Below are 19,571 nucleotides of genomic sequence, written 5' to 3' on the forward strand. Positions count from 1 at the left end.
CCCTGGGGACGGACGGCGGTCGTCCACAGGCCGCCGCCGGTCCGCGTTGACGCCCGGCCGCGACCGCAGTAGGGCGAATTCCCCATGCACCGCCCACCCTCAGACGCGCAGGCTGGCGGCCATGACCCTCATCGGACCCGACCTCGACGCGACGTCGACACCGCTGTCGACACCGCTGTCGACACCGCTGTCGACACTGCTGTCGACACTGTTGCCCGGCCCCGGTGCCGACCCTGCCCGCGTTGTCGGCGGCACGCGAGAGGATGACGGGGTGCCGCGCCAGAGCATCCCACTGGTCGGACGGGCCGCCGAGCTCGCCGACCTGAGCGCCGCGCTGCGCGCCGCGGCCGACGGCCGTGCGGCCGGGCTGATCGTCGGTGGCGACGCCGGGGTGGGCAAGACGCGGCTGCTCGCCGAGCTCGTCGGGGTCGCGGCCGACCTGGGGTTCCGCAGCCTCATCGGCCACTGCGTCGATCTCGGCGACACCCCGCCGCCCTATCTGCCGTTCAGCGAGGCCTTCGGCCGGCTGGCCGACGAGCAGCCCGAGCTGGTGGCCGAGCTGGGCGACCGCTTCCCGGCGCTCGTCCGCCTGCTCCCGCACCACGGCGGCGGCCGTGCCGGCGCGGCCGACGGCGACGACCGCGTCGATCGCGGCGAGCTGTTCGACGCCGTCCGCGGGGCGCTCGCGCACCTGGCCGCCACGCAGCCGGTCGCGCTCGTCGTCGAGGACGCGCACTGGGCCGACCAGGCGACCCGCGACCTGCTCGGCTTCCTGTTCACCCGGCTCGACGGCGACCGCCTCGCCATCGTGGCCAGCTACCGGTCCGACGACCTGCATCGGCGCCATCCGCTGCGGCGCACCCTCGCCGAGTGGGCCCGGTTGCCCGCGGTCAGCCGCGTCGCGCTCGACCCCATGGCGTCCGAGGACGTCCGCACCTTCGTGCGCGCGATGGTCGCCGAGGTCGACGAGCGCGATCTCGACGACATCGTCCGGCGCGCCGACGGCAACGCCTTCTTCGCCGAGGAGCTGTTGTCGGCGATCGTCCAGGCCGACGACGGCGCCTCCCGCGAGGGTCTGCCCTGGCAGCTCACCGACCTGCTGCTGGTGCGTCTCGACCGGCTGTCCGACGAGGCCCGGCAGGTCGTCCGCGTCGCCGCCGTCGCCGGCCGGCGGGTCTCGCACGACATGCTCGCCGCCGCCGCGGGCATGCCCGCGGCGGCCCTCGACGGCGCCCTGCGCGAGGCCATCGACCGCTACGTGCTGCAGTTGACGAGCAGCGGCCGCGGTTACACGTTCCGGCACGCGCTGCTGGCCGAGGCCGTCTACGACGACCTGTTGCCCGGCGAGCGCGTCCGGCTGCACGCCGCCTACGCCGCCGCGCTCGCCGCCGACCCCGAGCACCGCGCCGCCGAGCTCGCCCGGCACGCCGCCGCGTCGCACGACCTGCCCACCGCCTACGCCGCCAGCGTCGCGGCCGGCGCCGAGGCGCTGGCGCTCGCGGCGCCGCGCGAGGCCCTGCAGCACTTCGAGGCCGCGCTCGAGCTCGCGCCCCGCCTGCCCGAGGAGCCCGACGACGGTCCCGGCGTGATCCTGGCCGCCGTCGAGGCCGCCGAGGCCAGCGGGCTCACCGGCCGGGCCGTCCGGCTGGCCGAGCGTGCGCTGGCCGCGCTGCCCCCCGACGCGCCCGCCGAGGACCGCGCGATGCTGCTCTACGCCTCGGTGCGCGCCGTGACCGCCCAGGAGTACGGCGAGGACGTCCTGAACACGTCCGCCCAGGCGCTGGCCGCGATCGCCGACGGCCCGCCCTCGCCCCTGCGGGCCCGGCTGCTCGCCCAGCGCGGCCGCGTCCTGTACGGCCTCGGCCGCGAGGCGGACGCCGAGAAGACGCTGCAGGAGGCCGTGTCCGAGGCCACCGCGGTCGCCTCGCGCCGGGCCATCACCGAGGCCCGCGTGACCCTGGCCGCGCTCGAGCGGCGCCGCAGCGAGCCCGACGAGGCCGCCCGCCTCCTCGCCGCTGCCGCCGAACAGGCGCAGGCCGCGGGCGACCACTGGTCCGAGGTACGCAGCCGGTTCTCGCTCGCGAGCCTGCACTACGAGTTGTGCCGGCTCGACGACGCCGAGCACGCGTTCGTCCTGACCCACCGGCGCGCGGTCGAGACCGGCCGCGAGTGGGAGCTCTACGGCGTCCACGCACGAGCGATGACCGGCACGCTGCAGTACGTCCGTGGCGAGTGGGACGAGGCGCTGGCCATGCTCGACACCCGCGGTGAGCACCCGCCCGCGGTGGCCGAGGCGATCCTGCGTTCGACCGCCCTCGCCGTCCGCGCCGGGCGGGGCGACCCGGGCGTGCTCGCCGAACTGCCCACCCTCGAACCCCACTGGTTCAAGGAGGGCCGCATCGGGCTGTACGCGGCGTACGCCGGGCTCGAGATCCACGAGCAGCAGGGCGACGCCGAGCTGGCGCTCGGCATGATCGCCGACACCGTCCGCGAGCTCGGCCGGCTGTGGCTCGAGCCGTGGTTCCTCGGCCGCATCCAGCTCAGCGCGCTGGGCGTCGCCGCGATCTCCGCCGCCGCGGCGACCGCCCCGGCCACCCGGCACGCCGAGCTCGCCGCCGCGGGCGAGCAGCTGCTGGCCGACGGGCGCCGGTCCGCCGCCGAGGGCCTGCCGGTCGCTCGGCAACTCGGCCGCGAGGGTCTCGCCTGGTCGGCGCGCCTCGAGGCCGAGGTGTTGCGCCTGCGCTGGCTCACCGGGCAGCGGCCGCCTGCGGCCGCGGAGCTGGTCGCCGCCTGGCGGGCGACCGTCGAGGCGTTCGACTTCGGTTACGCCTACCAGCTCGCGCGCGCGCAGGCCCGGCTTGCCGAGGCGCTGCGGGCCACCGGCGACACCGCCGGCGCCGCAGAACCGGCCGCTCGGGCCCGCGAGGTCGCCACCCGCCTGGGGGCGACGCCGTTGCTGGCGACGCTGGCCGAGCTGTCCTCGGTCGGGCGCGGGCGCGCCACCGCCGACGCCACCGGCTTCGGTGCGCTCACCGACCGCGAGCGCAGCGTGCTCGCCGAGCTGGTCGACGGCCGCACGAACCGCCAGATCGCGGCCAAGCTGTACATCAGCGAGAAGACGGCGAGCGTCCACGTCTCGAACATCCTCGGCAAGCTCGGTGTCCGCAGCCGCGCGGAAGCGGCCGCGCTCGCGCGGCGGGACGGGTTCCAGCCCGCACCCTGAGTGCGGGTACAGTTGACGCCGCAGCCCGCATGTCGGGCTGACTTCGCGTGTCCTTCTCCCGAACGCAAGAGGGAGATCGGCGGCCGGTCCTCGGTCCACGATCCGTCGTGGCCTCCCGCGTCGCGACACCGGGCACCAGGGCGGGCGCGTCACCCGACACGTCCCGCAACAACCGAGGCCGCGCGCAGCGGGCACGCCCGCGCGCGCACAACAGAATCAGGAGTGCGTCGGCATGCCCGTCGTCACGATGAAGGAGATGCTCGAGTCGGGCGTCCACTTCGGCCACCAGACCCGTCGCTGGAACCCGAAGATGAAGCGATTCATCCTCACCGAGCGCAACGGTCTGTACATCATCGACCTGCACCAGACCCTGACCTACGTCGACCGCGCGTTCGAGTTCGTCAAGGAGACGGTCGCCCACGGCGGCACCGTGCTGTTCGTCGGCACGAAGAAGCAGGCCCAGGAGTCGATCGCCGAGCAGGCCACCCGCGTCGGCATGCCCTACGTGAACCAGCGCTGGCTGGGCGGCATGCTGACCAACTTCCAGACCGTCTTCAAGCGCCTGCAGCGCATGAAGGACCTGGAGTCGCGCCAGCAGGAGGGCTGGCAGGGCGTGGCCACCAAGAAGGAACAGCTCATGCTCGAGCGCGAGATGGCGAAGCTGGAGCGTTCCCTCGGCGGCATCCGCGAGATGACCAAGGTGCCGAGCGCGGTGTGGATCGTCGACACCAAGAAGGAGCACATCGCCGTCGGCGAGGCCCGCAAGCTGGGCATCCCGGTCGTCGCGATCCTCGACACCAACTGCGACCCCGACGAGGTCGACTACAAGATCCCGGGCAACGACGACGCCATCCGCAGCGCCGCGCTGCTGACCCGCGTCGTCGCCGACGCCGTCGCCGAGGGTCTCGTGGCCCGCTCGGCCGCCGCCGCGAACGCCGGCCGGGACGAGAAGCCCGACGCCGGTGCCGCCGGCGCCACCGCGGCCACGGGTGCCGACGAGCCGATGCCGGAGTGGGAGCGCGACCTGCTGCAGCCCGCCGGCGCAGACGCCACCGCCGCGGGCACCGCCGAGGCCGGCACCACCGCGCCCGCGTCCTCCTGACCCACCCCACGACCGACCAACGGGAAGAAGAGATGGCGAACTACACCGCCGCAGACGTCAAGAAGCTCCGCGACGCCACCGGCGCCGGGATGATGGAGTGCAAGAAGGCGCTCGACGAGGCCGACGGCGGCTACGACGCCGCCCTCGAGGTCCTGCGCGTCAAGGGTGAGGCCAAGGCCGCCAAGCGCGGTGCCGAGCGCACCGCCAGCAACGGCCTCGTGGCCGCCGAGGACGGCGCCATGGTCGAGCTCGCGTCCGAGACCGACTTCGTCGCGAAGAACGAGCAGTTCCAGGCGCTGGCCGCCAGCATCGTCAAGGCCTTCGCCGCCTCGTCCGCCACGGACGTCGACGGCCTCAGGGCCGAGAAGCTTGCGGACGGCAAGACCGTCGGCGAGGCCGTCGAGGGCCTGGCCGCCGTCATCGGCGAGAAGCTCGAACTGCGCCGCGCCGCGAAGCTCGAGGGCCAGGTCGCGACCTACCTGCACCGCAAGGCCAAGGACCTGCCGCCGCAGGTCGGCGTGCTCGTCCAGTACGAGGGCGGGGACGCCGACGCCGCCCGCACCGCCGCGATGCAGGTCGCCGCGATGCGTCCGGGCTACCTGACCCGCGACGAGGTCCCGGCCGACGTGGTCGAGACCGAGAAGCGCGTCGCCGAGGCCAAGGCCCGCGAGGAGGGCAAGCCGGAGCAGGCCCTGCCCAAGATCATCGAGGGCACGGTCAACGGCTACTACAAGAACAACGTCCTGCTCGAGCAGGCGTCCGTGATCGACAACAAGAAGTCGGTCAAGGCGCTGCTCGACGACGCGGGCGTCACCGTCACGAAGTTCGCGCACTTCGAGGTGGGCGCCTGACCCACCTGCGCACACCGCGCAGGTAGGTTGACGAACGACTGCACGACGACGAGAGGGGCCGCACGGATGAGCGAGACCGGGGCGGCCCCTTCGTCGTCGACAGCGGCACCGACCGACACATCGACCGACACATCGACGGACGCACCGACCGGAGCGTCGACCGAACCGGCGGACGCTCCCCGCGGCTGGTACCACCGGGTGCTGCTCAAGCTGTCCGGCGAGGTGTTCGGCGGCGGCTCGATCGGCGTCGACCCGAACGTCGTCGCGTCCATCGCCCGCCAGATCGCCGAGGTCGTGGCCGAGGGCACCCAGGTCGCGATCGTCGTGGGCGGCGGCAACTTCTTCCGCGGCGCCGAGCTGTCGCAGCGCGGCATGGAACGCGATCGCGCCGACTACATGGGCATGCTCGGCACGGTCATGAACTGCCTGGCGCTGCAGGACTTCCTGGAGAAGGCGGGCGTGCCCACCCGGGTGCAGACGGCCATCACGATGGGCCAGGTCGCCGAGCCCTACATCCCGCGCCGCGCCGAGCGGCACCTCGAGAAGGGCCGCGTCGTCATCTTCGGCGCGGGCGCCGGCATGCCGTACTTCTCGACCGACACCGTCGCGGTCCAGCGCGCCCTCGAGATCAGCTGCGAGGTGCTGCTGATGGGCAAGAACGGTGTCGACGGCGTCTACGACGCCGACCCCAACATCCACCCGGACGCCACCAAGTTCACCGAGATCAGCTACGACGAGGTGCTCAACCGCGGGCTGAAGGTCGCCGACGCCAGCGCCTTCGCGATGTGCCGCGACAACAACCTGCCCATCGTCGTGTTCTCGCTCGCCGACGGGAACATCGCCCGCGCCGTGCACGGCGAGCCCATCGGCACCCGCGTCGGGGCCTGAATCCCGACCCCGTTCGTTCGAAAGGACCAGCCGTGATCGACGAGATCCTCTTCGAGGCCGAGGAGAAGATGGAGAAGGCCGTCCACGTCGCCCGCGACGACCTCGCCGGCGTCCGCACCGGCCGCGCGAACGCCAATGCGTTCGCCCGCATCGTCGTCGACTACTACGGCGCGCCGACCCCGATCCCGCAGATGGCCACGGTCAACGTGCCCGAGGCGCGCATGGCCGTCATCAAGCCCTACGACGCCAGCCAGATGAACGCCATCGAGAAGGCGATCCGCGACAGCGACCTCGGCGTCAACCCGACCAACGACGGCACCCTGATCCGCGTCGTGTTCCCGCAGCTGACCGAGGAGCGTCGCCGCGACCTCGTCAAGGTCGCCAAGAGCAAGGGCGAGGACGCGAAGGTGTCGCTGCGTTCCGTCCGCCGTCACGCCAAGGACGCGCTGGACAAGCTCGTCAAGGACGGCGAGTCCGGCGAGGACGACGTGCACCGCGCCGAAGGCGAGCTCGACAAGCTGACCCAGAAGTACACGAGCACCGTCGACGACGCGGTCAAGGCCAAGGAGAGCGAGCTGCTCGAGGTCTGAGCCTCGAGCGGCGGTCCACCATGGCTGCCGACACCCCCGACGCCCCCTCGGCCTCGCCGACGGCCCGCGCCCGCCGCATCGCCGGGACGGTGCCGACCACGGAGTCCGCGCGTCCGGCCCCGCGGCCGGCGTCCCGCGTCACCGCGTCCGAGCTGGGCGACGACCCGGTCGTCGACGGCCCGACGGGCCCGGACGGCACCCTCGCGCCCGAGCCGAAGCAGTCCCGGGCCGGCCGCAACCTGCCCGCCGCGATCGGCGTCGGCGTGGGCCTGGGCGCGCTCATCGTCGCCAGCCTGTTCCTCTACCGCCCGGCCTTCGCCTACGTCGTCGGCGCTGCCGCCCTGTACGGGGTGTGGGAGCTCGGGAAGGCGCTGCGCGCCGCGACCATCCGCATCACCCTCACCCCGCTGCTCGTCGGCACCATCGCACTGCTGACGGCGGCCTGGTTGCGCGGCACCAACGGCCTCGTCGTCGCCGTGCTCGTCACCGCGCTGGCCGTGGTCGTCTGGCGCCTGGGCGACGGGGCGCACGGCTACACGCGCGACACCGCGGCGTCGGCGTTCGTGCTGCTGTACGTGCCGACCCTCGCGGGGTTCGCGGTGCTGCTCGCCCACCCGGACGACGGGGCCGCCCGCGTCATCGCCTTCGTCGCCACGGTCGTGTGCAGCGACACCGGCGGGTACGCGGCGGGTGTGCTGTTCGGACGCCATCCGCTCGCGCCGATCGTCTCGAAGGCCAAGACGTGGGAGGGGTTCGCCGGATCGGTGATCGCCTGCTCGGCGGCGGGCGTGCTGTTCCTGACCCTCACCTTCCACCAGCAGTGGTGGCAGGGGCTGTTGTTCGGCGTCGCGATCGTCGTCACCGCGACGCTCGGCGATCTCGGCGAGTCGATGATCAAGCGCGACATCGGTGTCAAGGACATGGGCACGCTGCTGCCCGGTCACGGCGGCCTCATGGACCGGCTCGACTCGCTGCTGCCGTGCGCGGCCGTCGCCTACCTGCTGCTGTCGCTGTTCGCCCCGGCGTGACCCCGCGGCGCGCCCGTCCGGCGGACGTGATCGCGGCCGTGCACACGCTGCCCGACGGCCTGCGCTTCGTCGCCGTCGACGGGTTCGGCGCCGCCGGCAAGACCACCCTGGCCGACGCCGTCGCCGCGGCCCACGCCCGGGCGTGCGTCGTCCACCTCGACGACCTGCAGGGCGTGGGCATCACCGAGTGGGACTGGAACCGGCTGCGCCGTGAGATCGTCACGCCGCTGCTGGCGGGTGCGCCGGCGCGGTACGCGGTGTGGTCCTGGGGTGAGGCGGCCCCGCGCGGGAGCGCCGTCGTCCCCGCCGGCGCGATCGTCGTGATCGAGGGCGTGTCGGCGACGCGGCGCGAGGCGGACGTCCCCTGGGACCTCACCGTCTGGGTGGAGGCGTCCGAACCGGTGCGGCGGCGCCGGGCCCGCGAGCGTGACGGGGCGGACGCCGAGGCGGTGTGGCGCGACCACTGGGTCCCGTCCGAGCTCGCCTGGGCCGCGCGGGAACGGCCGTGGGAACGCGTCGATCTCGTGGTGTCGGGGGAGGCCGGCGAACCTGGGACAATGGAGTCGCTATGACTTCCCTCCCGCTCGTGTTCGACGCGCCCCGGCGCGGCATGCCGCCGACCCACTTCGCCGACCTCGACGCCGCCGGGCGTGCCGCGGCCGTCGCCGCTCTCGGGCTGCCGCCGTTTCGCGCCAAGCAGCTGGCCCGGCAGTACTACGCCCGCTTCGAGTCCGACCCGCACCGCATGAGCGACCTGCCCGCGGGCAGCCGCGACGCGGTCGCCGCCGGGTTGCTGCCGCCGCTGCTCACCGAGGTGAAGCGCAGCGAGACCGACGACGGGCTCACGCGCAAGACGCTGTGGCGGTTGCACGACGGGGCGCTGGTCGAGTCCGTCCTCATGAAGTACCCGGCGCGGGAGAACTCCCGCGAACGGGTGACGGTGTGCGTCAGCAGCCAGGCCGGCTGCGGCATGGCATGCCCGTTCTGCGCCACCGGACAGGGCGGGCTGACGCGCAACCTGTCCGCGGCGGAGATCGTCGAGCAGATCCGCGCCGCGGCCGCGACGACCGCGAACGGCGGCCTCGGCGAGCCGGGACGGCTGTCGAACGTGGTGTTCATGGGCATGGGGGAGCCGCTGGCGAACTTCTCCCGCCTGCGGACGGCGCTGGACCGGATCGTCGACCCGGTGCCGGACGGGTTCGGCCTGTCGCGCCGCAACGTCACCGTGTCGACCGTGGGCCTCGTTCCGGGCATCGTCAAGCTCGCCGCGGCCGACCTCGACGTGACGCTCGCGGTGTCGTTGCACGCGCCGGACGACGAGTTGCGCGACACCCTCGTGCCCGTGAACACCCGCTGGAAGGTGGGTGAGGTGCTGGCCGCCGCCGACGAGTACGCCGCGCGCACGGGACGCCGGTACTCCATCGAGTACGCGATGATCCGCGACGTCAACGACCAGCCGTGGCGGGCCGATCTGCTCGGCGACCTGCTCGCCTCCCGCCTCGCGCACGTGAACCTGATCCCGCTGAACCCGACGCCCGGCTCGCCGTGGGACGCGTCACCCAAGCAGGTCGAACGCACCTTCGTCGAGCGGGTGCGCTCGCGCGGCGTGTCGGTGACCGTCCGCGACACCCGCGGCCGTGACATCGACGGCGCCTGCGGGCAGCTCGCGGCCACCCCCTGACCCACGGATGACCACCACGGACGGTTCGCGGGCCACACTCGCGCGCACGTCCGTCGGCGGTCTGCTGCGGCAGGCGCTGAAGCTCGACCGCACCCAGTCGGACCCGGTCGTGGCGTTCCGCAACGCCGTCGGCATCGCGGCGCCGCTCGCGATCGGCGCCGTCGCCGGTCACGCCGGGTTCGGGCTCGCGGCCACCGTCGGCGCGCTGCAGACCGGGTTCGCCGACCGCCCGGGGCCGTACCGGCTGCGCATGCTTCGGATGCTCGGCGTCGCGACCGCGGCGGCGACCACCAGCACGCTCGCCGTGCTGTGCTCGCGCACCGCGTGGCTCGCGGTGGTGCTGCTGTTCGTACTCGCACTCGGCGCGGGACTGCTGCTGTCCGCCGGCCCCAGCGCGACGCAGTTCGGCATCGCCACGACCGCGTCGGCCCTCGTGCTCGGTCACCTGCCCGAGCCGCCGGGGGCGGCGGTGCACATCGGATTGCTCGTGCTCGCCGGCGGTGCGGGACAGACGCTGCTCGCCGTCGCCGCGTGGCCGCTCGGACGCCACCGTCCCGAGCGGGACGCCCTCGCCGCCCTCTACCGCGACATCGCGCACGCCGCGCGGGCGCAACCCGGCACCGTCGTCGGACCACCCGCGGGCGACAGCCTGGCCGCCGCCCGTGCCGTGCTCTACGGCCTCGGGCACGACCACGGCCCCAGCGTCGAGGCCTACCGGGTGCTGCTCGACGAGGCCGATCGCATCCGCCGCGAACTGATCGCGCTGGTCGCGTCCGCCGAACGGCTGGCCGGCCAGGGCAATCCCATCCTGGCCGGCCTGACCCGTGGCGCCATCGCCACCGCGGCCGGGGTGCTCGACGAGCTCGCCGACGCCCTGACCGCCGGCCGCTCGGTGGACGAGCAGGTGCTGTCGCGCGCCCGTGCGGGCATCGCGTCGACGCAGTCCCGGTTGGTCGACAGCGCCGACGCCCCCGGCGTGCCCACCCGCCGGGCGACCGCGGCCAGGTTGCGCGCGCTCGGCGGTCAGCTGCGCGCCGTCGTCGAGAGCACCGGCACCGGCGCGATCGAGGGACGGCGCGACCACACCGTCGACCTGCGCGACCCGCTCGACGTCGTGCGCGCGAACCTGACCCCCGACTCGGCGGTGCTGCGGCACGCGGTGCGCCTGGCGGTGGTGGTCGCCGGTGGTGACGCGGTGGTCCGCCTGCTGGGCATCGACCGCGGCTACTGGGTCGCGCTCACCCTGCTGGTCGTGCTGCGCCCGGACTTCGGTGCCACCCTGCAGCGCGGGGTCATGCGCACCGCGGGCACGGTCGTGGGGCTGCTCGTCGCGACGGCGCTCGTGCACTTCGTCCCTGGCGGCGACTGGTGGCACGTCGCCCTCATCGGCGTGGCGGCGTTCGGCATGCGGCTCGCCGGGCCCGGCAACGTCGGGCTGACCGCGATCAGCCTGTCGGCGCTGGTCGTCGTCCTGCTGCAGGTGCAGGGCGTGCCCGCGCAGGACACCGTCGTCGCCCGCGCCGTGGCCACCCTGGCCGGTGGCGCGATCGCGGTGCTGGCGGTGCTCGTGCTGCCCGCCTGGGAACGGCAGTACCTGCCCGCGCGGTGCGCGGCCCTGCTGCGCGCCTACCGCGACTACGTCGACGCCGTGCTGGCCGCCGACGCCGACGGCAGCGATGCCGACCGGGCCCGGTTGCAGGCCGCCCGCCACGCCGCCCGGCTCGCTCGGACGAACGCCCAGGCGTCGCTGGACCGCGCCGTGGCCGAACCGGTACCGGCGCCGCGAACGGTCGAGTTGGGCCGCACCGTGCTCGCGAACAGCCACCGGCTCGTGCACGCGGTGCTCGAGATCGACACCGTCCGACGCCCGCTGCGCGAGGCCGGTGCGATGCCGCTGCTCGAGGGCTTCGTGGCCGCGGTGGGCAGCGGTCTGGACACGCTGGCCGACGGGGTCGAGCGGGGACGGCCGGTCGCACTGCGCCGGCTCCGGGCGGTGCGGGACGAGGCGCTCGCCGCGGTCGCGGACCGGGTCGACACCGAGACCCTGGCCGTGCTCGACGAGTCGACCGACCGGGTGACCAACGCGCTCGACACCCTCGCCGCGGAGCTGCGCCGCCAGCGCGCGGACGGTGACACCGCCCCGGTTACGGTCGAGGGGTGACCCCGCCGCAGTCCGACGCGTACGCCGATCTCGCCGCCTACACCGCGCTGCCGCGGTTGACCTCGCTCGCCCTCTCCCCGGACGGGTCGCGCCTGGTGGCCGTCCGGCAGCAACCCGACGCGAAGGGGGCCTCGTACGTCTCCGCGCTGTGGGAGATCCCGCTGGACGGCGGTGCGCCGGTGCGGTTGACCCGGTCGGACGAGGGTGAGTCGTCGCCCGCCTTCCTGCCGGACGGCACGCTGCTGTTCACCTCGTCGCGACCGGACCCGGCCGAGGACGACGCCGCGGACGGCGCGGCGCTGTGGGCGCTGGGCCCGTCCGGCGAACCCTGGGTGGTCACGCGGCACCCGGGAGGACTGGGCGGCCCCGTGGTGGCGTCGTCCGCCGGCACGGTGCTCGCGAGCGGCAGCCGGCTCGCGTACACCACGCCGCACGGCGACGACGCCGCGCGACGCAAGGTCCGCAAGGACCGCGGCATCACCGCGATCCTGCACACGGGCATGCCGATCAGGTTGTGGGACCACGAGCTCGGCGACCGCTCGCCGCGCGTGCTGCGGCTCGACCCGGTGGCAGGCGAGCACGTCGACCTGGCGCCCGAGGCGAGCACCGAGCTCGAGGCCGCGGCGTACTCGATCACGTCCGACGGCGCGACCGCCGTGACGAGCTGGCGCCGCCGGGCACCGCGGGGCCGCCGTCTGGACTGCTACGCGCTCGTCGACCTCGCGTCCGGACAGCACACCGTGCGCACCGCGCCGGACGGGCACGAGTACGCCGGCGCGCGGATCGCCCCGGACGGGTCGCGGGTCGCCGTCACGCTGGAGCGGCAGGCCACTTTCGAGGCCCCGCCACGGGTGACGTTGCAGCTGCACACGCTCGACGGTGCCGCGACCGACGTCGCGCTCGGCGACCTCATGCCCACCGAGTGGGTGTGGTCGCCCGATTCGTCGACGCTGTTCGTGAGCGGAGACCTCCACGGCCGGGGCGGCCTCGTCGTGGTCGACGCAGAAAGCGCAGAAGTGCGCGAACTGTCGTCCGACGCCGTGCACTCGAGCCTGTGCCCGTCCCCGGACGGTTCGCTCTACGCGTTGCGCACGACGATGACCGAGGCGCCGTTCCCGGTGCGCATCGACACCGCAAGCGGCGAGGCGACGCCGCTGTCGACACCCGCGCCGACGCCGCCGTTGCCGGGGCAGGTCGAGGAGTTCTGGGTCGACGTCGACGGGACGCCCGTGCACAGTTGGCTCTTCCTACCCGCGGGTGCCGGGCACGAGCCGGTGCCGGTGATGCAGTGGATCCACGGCGGCCCGTTCGCCTCCTACAACGCGTGGAGCTGGCGCTGGAACCCGTGGGTCGCGGTTGCACACGGGTGGGCGGTCGTACTGCCCGACCCGGCGATGTCGACCGGCTACGGCGACGGCTGCCTCGAGCGGGCGTGGCCGTACCGCGCCGACGTCGTCTGGCGCGAGGTCGAGGGGGTGCTCGACCACGTGTTGGCCCGTCCCGACACGGACGCCGCGCGGGTGGCCCTGCTCGGGGCCTCGTTCGGCGGTTACATGACGAACTGGATCGCCGGGCACACCGACCGGTTCGCTGCGATCGTCACCCACGCGGGACTGTGGGCGCTCGACCAGCAGCACGCGACCACCGACGCCGCCGACTTCAAGACCGGCATCTTCGGACGGCTCGCCGATCACCCCGACTGGTACGCGCAGTACTCGCCGCACAACAGCGGCGAGAACATCACGTCCCCGATGCTGGTCGTCCACGGCAACCGCGACTACCGCGTGCCGATCAGCGAGGCCCTGCGGCTGTGGTGGGACCTCGTCGAACGGTGGGCGGGCGACCCCACCACGCTGCCGCACCGCTTCCTGCAGCTGACCGGCGAGAACCACTGGGTGCTGAGTCCCGCGAACGCCGAGATCTGGTACGACGTCGTGCTCGGTTTCTGCGCCCAGCACGTCCTGGGCCGGCACTGGACTCCGACCGACCTGCTGTAGACGCGCGAACGGGACGCGACCTGCAGGTCGCGCCCCGTCCGGACGGGCAGTGCTCAGTCGGCGAGGGCCAACTGCGGTTGCGGCTGCTTCGCGCGCGGCTTCATCACGACCGCGACGAGGAACAACGTGGCGGCGAGGAACGCGGCCGACATCCAGAACGCGGTGTCGGCACCGTGGACGAAGACCGTCCGTGCGGCCTCGTCGGGGCTGAGGCCGGCCGGCAGGTCTCGCGCGGCGTCGCGGGTGGCCGAGCCGAAGACGGTGACGAGCACGGCCAGGCCGAGCGAGCCGCCGACCTGCTGCATCACGTTCACGAGACCGGATGCGGCGCCCGCGTCCTGCGGGGCCACCCCGTCGAGTGCGGCGGTGGTCAGCGGCACGAACGCCAGCCCGTTGCCGAGTGCGAAGGTGATCAGCGGCGCGACCAGCGAGGGATAGCCGCTGTCGGCGTGCAACTGGGTCAGCCACACCATGCCGAGGGTCGAGAAGCTCAGCCCGATGAGGATGAGCCGGCGCACGCCCACCTTCTCGACGAGCACGCGGGCCGAGAACTGCGAGGCCGCGAACACCGTGAGCGGGATGGGCAGGAACGCGAACCCGGTGCGCAGGTCGCTGTACCCGAGCACGCCGGTCAGGAACTGCGTGAGGAAGAAGAACATCCCCATCATGGCGGCGACGAGCAGCAGCCGTCCGACGTAGGCGGTGGCGCGGGTGCGGTCGGCGAACAGCCGCAGCGGGGTGATGGGCGACGCGGCGCGGGTCTCGGTGACGACGAACCCGGCGATCAGCACGACGCCCGCGGCGAACGCGGCCAGCGTCGTCGGGTCGGACCAGCCGTCGGACGCCGCGTGCACGAACCCGTAGACCAGCGAGGCCATGCCCAGCGTGGACGTCAGCGCACCGACGAGGTCGAAGCGGCCCCGGTTGCGCGGGGTCTCGGGCAGCGACGGGAGGGCGAACAGCAGCAGCACGGCACCGATCGGCACGTTGACGAACAGCACCCACCGCCAGGAGAGCCACTCGGTGAGCATGCCGCCGGCCACCAGGCCGACCGCGGCGCCGCCGATGGAGACCGCGGTGTAGAGACCGATGGCCCGGGTGCGCTCACGGGCACCGGGGAACATGGTCATGAGCAGCGCGAGTGCGGTGGGCGAGGCCAGCGCCCCGCCGACGCCCTGGACGGCGCGGGCGAGCAGCAACTCGGCCTCCGACTGGGCGAACCCGCCGGCCAGCGAGGCCAGGGTGAACAGCGCGATGCCGGACAGGAACACCCGCCGCCGGCCGAGGATGTCGCCGGCGCGGGCGCCGAGCAGCAGCAGCCCGCCGAAGGTGAGGGTATAGGCGTTGATGACCCACGACAGTCCCTCGGGAGAGAAGCCGAGGGCGTTGCGGATGTCGGTGAGCGCGATGTTCACGATCGTGGCGTCGAGCACGACCATGAGCTGCGCGACCAGGATCAGGGTGAGCACCAGACCCTGCTTGGCGCCCGGACGGGGGCGCAGGAAACCCGGCAGCCGGCGGCGTTCGTACCCCTCGGCACGGTCGGCGCGGGGAACGTAGTCGGGGGCGAGCGGGTCGAACGGCTGCGAGCCGGGAACAGTGATGGAGTCGTCTGTGGTGGCGGTGTCTCGGCTGGTGTCGAGCGACGATGCGGTCACGAGCGGTACCTCGGAACGAGTAGTAGCATTCGGTGAAACGGATGGATCCTCCGGTACGAAGAACAATACGGAGGGTTCCTCCGCTTGTGCAAGTCCATTCTCGGAGGTCGTTGTGTCGGGGTCTGTGGAGCAGGCCGAGCGGGAGGCGCCGTCGGCGCCGGACGCCGGCGCGTGCAAGCCCGGGAAGCGCATGCGTGCGGACGCGGCGCGCAACCGCGATCTGCTGCTCGCCACCGCCGCCGAGGCCTTCGAGGAGCGCGGCGCCGAAGCCCCGCTCGAGGACATCGCCAAGCGGGCGGGCGTCGGCATCGGCACGCTCTACCGGCACTTCCCGACCCGGGAGGTGCTGCTCGAGGCGGTCTACCGCCGCGAGGTCGAGACGCTGTGCGACCAGGTCGAGGAATTGCGGTCCACCCGCGAACCGGTCGAGGCGCTGGCCGACTGGATGCGCGCGTTCGTCGTCTACGTCGCCCGCAAGCGCGGCATGGCCATGGCGCTGAAGGCGGCGCTCGGCCCCGACACCCCGCTGTTCGCCGAGAGCCGCGACCGCATCCGCGGATCGCTGCGGCTGCTGGTCGGCGACGCCGTCGAGGCCGGCGAGATACGCCCCGACGTCGACCCGATGGACCTCATGCAGGCCATGAGCGGCATCTGCATGGCGGCCGATGCCTCCGGCGGCACCGGCCACACCACCCGCATCGTCGAACTGCTGCTCGACGGCCTGCGCTTCGGTGCCCCGAAGCACGTCTCGACGGTGGCTCAGTAGTCTCGTCGCCCGTGACCACGGCAACCAGCGCCACCGACAGCCCGGACGACGCCGACAGCCCGAACGCCGACAGCATGAACGCCGACAGCATGAACGCCGACAGCCCGGACGCGACCGACAGCCCGGACGCCGTCGTGGCGCGTCACGCCGAGGCGGCCTCGGCCGGGGCCGAGAGCATCGCGGCAGCGTCCGACGACCAGCTCGCCGCCGCGCTCGGCGGCATGGCCGACCGGTTGCGCAGCGCCCGCACCATCATCGCCGCGGCCAACGAGGCGGACGTGGCCGCCGCCGAGACCGACGGCATGAGCCCCGCCCTGCTCGACCGGCTCCGGCTCGGCGACGACCGGCTCACCGTGCTGGCCGACGGGCTGCACCGTCTCGCCGCGGCGGCGCCGATGGTCCGCGAGGTGCCCGTCCGCGAGCTGCCGGGCGGGTTGCGGCTGCTCGAGCGCCGCCGTCCGGTCGGGGTCATCGGCGTGAACTACGAAGCCCGTCCGAACGTGACCGTCGACGTCGCCTCGCAGCTGGTGAAGTCCCGCAACGCGGGGGTGCTGCGCACCGGATCGGCGGCGCTGCGCTCGGCGTCGGTGCTCGTGGCCGAGGTCGTGGCTCCCGCCCTCGCCGCCGCCGACATCGACCCGTCCGCCGTGCAGCTGATCGGGCGGCCGGGACGCGAGTTCGCCTCGGCGCTGGTGCGGCAGCCGGACCTGATGCGGCTGGTGATCCTGCGGGGCAGCGGCGAGACCACCGCCACGCTGGGGGCCGAGGCCGCCCGCCACGGCGTCCGCACGCTCGCGCACGCCGACGGCGGCGGCGTGATGTACGTCGACGCTGCCGCCGACCTCGCCACGCTCGAGCGATTGCTGCGCGAGGGGGTCGACCGGCTCGGCGTGTGCAACCGGCTCAACCTCGCCCTCGTCGCCGACGAGGTCTTCGACCGGTTCGCGCCGGTCGTTCGCGACACGCTCGGCGGGCTCGGCGTCGAGGTGGTCGACGCCGGTGCGACGGGGCTGCCGATCGGCCACGAGTGGGCGCTCGACGACGGTCGCGAGGCCACGGTGACCCTCGCCGCGGTGGCGGACGCGGCCGCGGCTGCGCGGCTCGCCAACCGCGAGACGTCCGGGCTCGCGGCCACGATCGTCACCGAGGACGCCGGCGTGGCCGCCCGCTTCCTGGACCTCTACGCGGGCACGGGAGCGTTCTGGAACGCGACCACCCGGCTGCTCGACGGGTTCAAGCTGTACGACGTGCCCGAGACCGGTATCAACGTCGACCACATGCCGGGACCGCGCGGGCCGGTGACGTTCAACGACCTGTACCTGCGCCAGCACGTGGTCGTCCCCGCGTAGATCCGCAGACCCACGGGTCAGGACAGCAGGGCCGAGCGCAGCGCGGTCACCAGGCTGCCCGGACAGCCGGCGCTGTGCGGAAAGCGCACCCGCAACGTGTGCGCGCCGCGCTCGTCGATCCAGCGCAGGTCGAAGCCGGCGGCGTCGAGGTCGGCGATCTCGGCGGCGACGACGTCGTGCTCGCCGACCCCCCGCAGGCCGGCCACGAAGCGCCGCAGCTCCCCGGCGTGCGCGTCGTTCGTGTGCTCGACGAGCTGGCGCGCCGTCCGCCGCACCGGATCGGGGTCGGCCGACGCCCAGCGTCCGAGCGGCAGCATGCGGTGGCTGACCGGTGCCGGCGGGGTGTCGCGTTCGAGCACGACCGCGCTCAGGCGCAGCGTCACGACCACCACGGCGCCGGCCTCCTCCTCGCGGCAGGCCTCGAGGCAGCCCGCGAGCACCAGCGTGTCGGCGCCGTCGACGGCGCCGGGACCCAGCGGCACGCTCAGGACCGCCCGCGTACCGGCGCGGGCCGCGGCGACGACGGGGGAGTCGGCAGGCGCGAAGAAGGTCGGGACACCGCCGTCGTCGTAGAACGAGGCGGACGTGTCGGGCCCGCACCCGGACACGTCCAAACGGGTGCCGACGAGGTGCAGGGTTCCGCCCGCGGAGCGGGCGAGCGCGTCACGGGCGTCGAGCACGAGTGCGTCCAGGGCGGCGTCGGGCCGGGTCTCCCGTCCGCCGGTCGTCGTCACGAGGCCTCCCGCGCCGCGGGCACGAGGTCGTGCCGGCGACCGAGCAGGTGCCGGCAGACCTCGTCGGTCTCGCGGCGGTCGGCCCTGCGCATCGCGCGCTCGGCGGCGTGCTCGCCGTCGGACGCGTGCAGGACGAGTTCGCGCTGCAGTCCCCGGACCGTGCTCGCGCTGATCGGCATCGTGGCCTCCTCGTGCTGATTAGGTTAGGCAACCCTAATCAGATCGACCGGTCCTTGGCCAGAGGCAGCGCCGGACTCGCCGGTGGGCGAGAACCCGCCCATGGGCCTCGCGAGCGCGCGACCCATGAGCGGCGTCACCGCCCGCGCCCGGGGGAAGCGCGCGACGGCGGCCGCGAAGCGACGGCTTCGCGGAGGTGCGGGGACGGTCAGCCGATGGCGTCCGCGACGGCGACCGCGTCGTAGCCGTGCGCCTCGGCGACGGGAGCGTTGGTCAGCTGTCCCTGGTGGGTGTTGAGGCCCGGCGCCAGCGCGGCGTCGGCGCGCAGCGCGTCGCGCCAGCCCCGGTTCGCCAGCTCGACGGCGTAGGGGAGCGTGACGTTGGTCAGCGCGTAGGTCGAGGTGTGCGGCACCGCGCCGGGCATGTTCGCGACGCAGTAGAAGACCGAGTCGTGCACCCGGTAGGTGGGCTCGGCGTGCGTGGTGGGCCGCGAGTCCTCGAAGCAGCCGCCCTGGTCGATCGAGATGTCGACGAGCACCGAGCCCGGCTTCATCCGCGACACCAGCTCGTTGCTCACGATCGTCGGGGCCTTCGCGCCGGGGACGAGCACGGCGCCGATGACCAGGTCGGCGTCCAGGACGGCCTTCTCGACCTCGTAGGCGTTGGACGCCACCGTCTGGCAGTGGCCCTGGTAGATCGCGTCCATCTGGCGCAGCCGGGCCACGTTCTTGTCCAGCAGCAGCACCTCGGCCTGCATGCCCAAGGCGATGGCGGCCGCGTTCTGGCCGGACACGCCGGCGCCGATGACGACGACCTTCGCGGCGTACACGCCGGGAACCCCGCCCATGAGGGTGCCGCGACCGCCGCCCTGGCGCATCAGGTGGTACGAGCCGACCTGCGGCGCGAGCCGGCCGGCGACCTCGGACATCGGCGCGAGCAGCGGCAGCGAGCCGTCGGCCAGCTGCACGGTCTCGTAGGCGATGCCGGTGGTCCCCGCGCTCAGCAGCGCGTCGGTGCAGGCCTTGTCGGCGGCGAGGTGCAGGTAGGTGAACAGCACCTGGTCCTTGCCGCGGATGTGCATCCGCGGGTACTCCTCGGCGACCGGTTCCTTGACCTTGAGGACGAGGTCGGCGGCGCCCCACACGTCCTCGGGCGTCGGCAGGATCTGCGCGCCCGCGGCGACGAACGCCTCGTCGGGGATGGACGAGCCCACACCCGCCTCGTGCTCGACCACGACCTCGTGCCCGTTGCGCACCAGCTCGTGCACGCCTGCCGGCGTGATGGCGACGCGGAACTCGTTGTTCTTGACCTCGCGGGGAACGCCTACCTTCATGGCCAACAGGATGAAGTATGCGCGGAGTTCGGA

At 73.7% G+C, this 19,571-nt stretch carries 16 protein-coding genes; 12 read left to right on the top strand and 4 right to left on the bottom strand.

What is annotated here, in order from left to right; all coding sequences use genetic code 11:
- Positions 1-121 precede the first annotated feature (121 nt).
- The 10 genes from ACYVP9_RS22880 (at position 122) to ACYVP9_RS22925 (ending at position 13,521) form a co-directional block, all read left to right on the top strand.
- Positions 122-3,223, top strand: coding sequence for a helix-turn-helix transcriptional regulator (locus ACYVP9_RS22880; RefSeq protein WP_460607301.1), 3,102 nt, complete (start codon positions 122-124; stop codon positions 3,221-3,223).
- A gap of 232 nt (positions 3,224-3,455) precedes the next feature.
- The gene (gene rpsB / locus ACYVP9_RS22885; RefSeq protein WP_460607302.1) at positions 3,456-4,325 is read left to right on the top strand and encodes a small ribosomal subunit protein uS2; all 870 of its coding nucleotides are present in this window, start codon (positions 3,456-3,458) and stop codon (positions 4,323-4,325) included.
- A gap of 32 nt (positions 4,326-4,357) precedes the next feature.
- A complete protein-coding gene (gene tsf, locus ACYVP9_RS22890; protein ID WP_460607303.1) occupies positions 4,358-5,176 on the top strand; it encodes a translation elongation factor Ts in 819 nt (272 codons plus the stop codon).
- A gap of 66 nt (positions 5,177-5,242) precedes the next feature.
- Positions 5,243-6,064, top strand: coding sequence for a uridine monophosphate kinase (gene pyrH, locus ACYVP9_RS22895; protein ID WP_460607304.1), 822 nt, complete (start codon positions 5,243-5,245; stop codon positions 6,062-6,064).
- A gap of 32 nt (positions 6,065-6,096) precedes the next feature.
- Complete coding sequence (gene frr / locus ACYVP9_RS22900; RefSeq protein WP_460607305.1) at positions 6,097-6,654, top strand: ribosome-recycling factor; 558 nt, start codon at positions 6,097-6,099, stop codon at positions 6,652-6,654.
- Between the two features lie 20 nt (positions 6,655-6,674).
- A complete protein-coding gene (locus ACYVP9_RS22905) occupies positions 6,675-7,682 on the top strand; it encodes a phosphatidate cytidylyltransferase (protein ID WP_460607306.1) in 1,008 nt (335 codons plus the stop codon).
- Complete coding sequence (locus ACYVP9_RS22910; protein WP_460607307.1) at positions 7,679-8,254, top strand: hypothetical protein; 576 nt, start codon at positions 7,679-7,681, stop codon at positions 8,252-8,254. Before ACYVP9_RS22905 ends, ACYVP9_RS22910 begins: the two co-directional genes overlap by 4 nt.
- Positions 8,251-9,363, top strand: a complete 1,113-nt coding sequence (gene rlmN / locus ACYVP9_RS22915; RefSeq protein ID WP_460607308.1) for a 23S rRNA (adenine(2503)-C(2))-methyltransferase RlmN — start codon at positions 8,251-8,253, stop codon at positions 9,361-9,363. The genes ACYVP9_RS22910 and rlmN overlap by 4 nt, the downstream gene beginning before the upstream one ends.
- Positions 9,364-9,370: 7 nt before the next feature.
- Entirely contained in the window at positions 9,371-11,524 is a 2,154-nt protein-coding gene (locus ACYVP9_RS22920; RefSeq protein ID WP_460607309.1) for an FUSC family protein, read from the top strand.
- A complete protein-coding gene (locus tag ACYVP9_RS22925; protein WP_460607310.1) occupies positions 11,521-13,521 on the top strand; it encodes a S9 family peptidase in 2,001 nt (666 codons plus the stop codon). Before ACYVP9_RS22920 ends, ACYVP9_RS22925 begins: the two co-directional genes overlap by 4 nt.
- Positions 13,522-13,574: 53 nt before the next feature.
- Here the strand turns inward: ACYVP9_RS22925 and ACYVP9_RS22930 are convergent, their stop codons facing one another.
- Positions 13,575-15,179: an MFS transporter gene (locus ACYVP9_RS22930; protein WP_460607311.1), complete on the bottom strand. Its 1,605-nt coding sequence runs from the start codon at positions 15,177-15,179 to the stop codon at positions 13,575-13,577.
- A gap of 112 nt (positions 15,180-15,291) precedes the next feature.
- On the opposite strand from ACYVP9_RS22930, the gene ACYVP9_RS22935 reads away from it, so the two are divergent.
- A complete protein-coding gene (locus tag ACYVP9_RS22935; protein ID WP_460607312.1) occupies positions 15,292-15,945 on the top strand; it encodes a TetR/AcrR family transcriptional regulator in 654 nt (217 codons plus the stop codon).
- Between the two features lie 89 nt (positions 15,946-16,034).
- The gene (locus ACYVP9_RS22940) at positions 16,035-17,294 is read left to right on the top strand and encodes an aldehyde dehydrogenase family protein (protein ID WP_460607354.1); all 1,260 of its coding nucleotides are present in this window, start codon (positions 16,035-16,037) and stop codon (positions 17,292-17,294) included.
- A gap of 17 nt (positions 17,295-17,311) precedes the next feature.
- Here ACYVP9_RS22940 and ACYVP9_RS22945 read toward each other — a convergent pair whose 3' ends face one another.
- The 3 genes from ACYVP9_RS22945 to ald all read right to left on the bottom strand — a co-directional run bounded on the left by ACYVP9_RS22945 (position 17,312) and on the right by ald (position 19,538).
- Positions 17,312-18,028: a DUF2470 domain-containing protein gene (locus ACYVP9_RS22945; protein ID WP_460607313.1), complete on the bottom strand. Its 717-nt coding sequence runs from the start codon at positions 18,026-18,028 to the stop codon at positions 17,312-17,314.
- Complete coding sequence (locus ACYVP9_RS22950) at positions 18,025-18,207, bottom strand: hypothetical protein (protein ID WP_460607314.1); 183 nt, start codon at positions 18,205-18,207, stop codon at positions 18,025-18,027. Before ACYVP9_RS22950 ends, ACYVP9_RS22945 begins: the two co-directional genes overlap by 4 nt.
- Positions 18,208-18,413: 206 nt before the next feature.
- Positions 18,414-19,538, bottom strand: coding sequence for an alanine dehydrogenase (ald, locus tag ACYVP9_RS22955; RefSeq protein ID WP_460607315.1), 1,125 nt, complete (start codon positions 19,536-19,538; stop codon positions 18,414-18,416).
- Between the last annotated feature and the right edge of the window lie 33 nt (positions 19,539-19,571).

It is taken from the genome of Jatrophihabitans fulvus, from assembly GCF_054781375.1.

Coding starts and splice junctions, on each gene's coding strand:
- ACYVP9_RS22880 (WP_460607301.1), top strand. CDS start 122: ATGACCCTCATCGGACCCGACCTCGACGCGACGTCGACACCGCTGTCG.
- rpsB (WP_460607302.1), top strand. CDS start 3,456: ATGCCCGTCGTCACGATGAAGGAGATGCTCGAGTCGGGCGTCCACTTC.
- tsf (WP_460607303.1), top strand. CDS start 4,358: ATGGCGAACTACACCGCCGCAGACGTCAAGAAGCTCCGCGACGCCACC.
- pyrH (WP_460607304.1), top strand. CDS start 5,243: ATGAGCGAGACCGGGGCGGCCCCTTCGTCGTCGACAGCGGCACCGACC.
- ACYVP9_RS22905 (WP_460607306.1), top strand. CDS start 6,675: ATGGCTGCCGACACCCCCGACGCCCCCTCGGCCTCGCCGACGGCCCGC.
- rlmN (WP_460607308.1), top strand. CDS start 8,251: ATGACTTCCCTCCCGCTCGTGTTCGACGCGCCCCGGCGCGGCATGCCG.
- ACYVP9_RS22920 (WP_460607309.1), top strand. CDS start 9,371: ATGACCACCACGGACGGTTCGCGGGCCACACTCGCGCGCACGTCCGTC.
- ACYVP9_RS22940 (WP_460607354.1), top strand. CDS start 16,035: ATGAACGCCGACAGCCCGGACGCGACCGACAGCCCGGACGCCGTCGTG.
- ACYVP9_RS22950 (WP_460607314.1), bottom strand. CDS start 18,207: ATGCCGATCAGCGCGAGCACGGTCCGGGGACTGCAGCGCGAACTCGTC.
- ald (WP_460607315.1), bottom strand. CDS start 19,538: ATGAAGGTAGGCGTTCCCCGCGAGGTCAAGAACAACGAGTTCCGCGTC.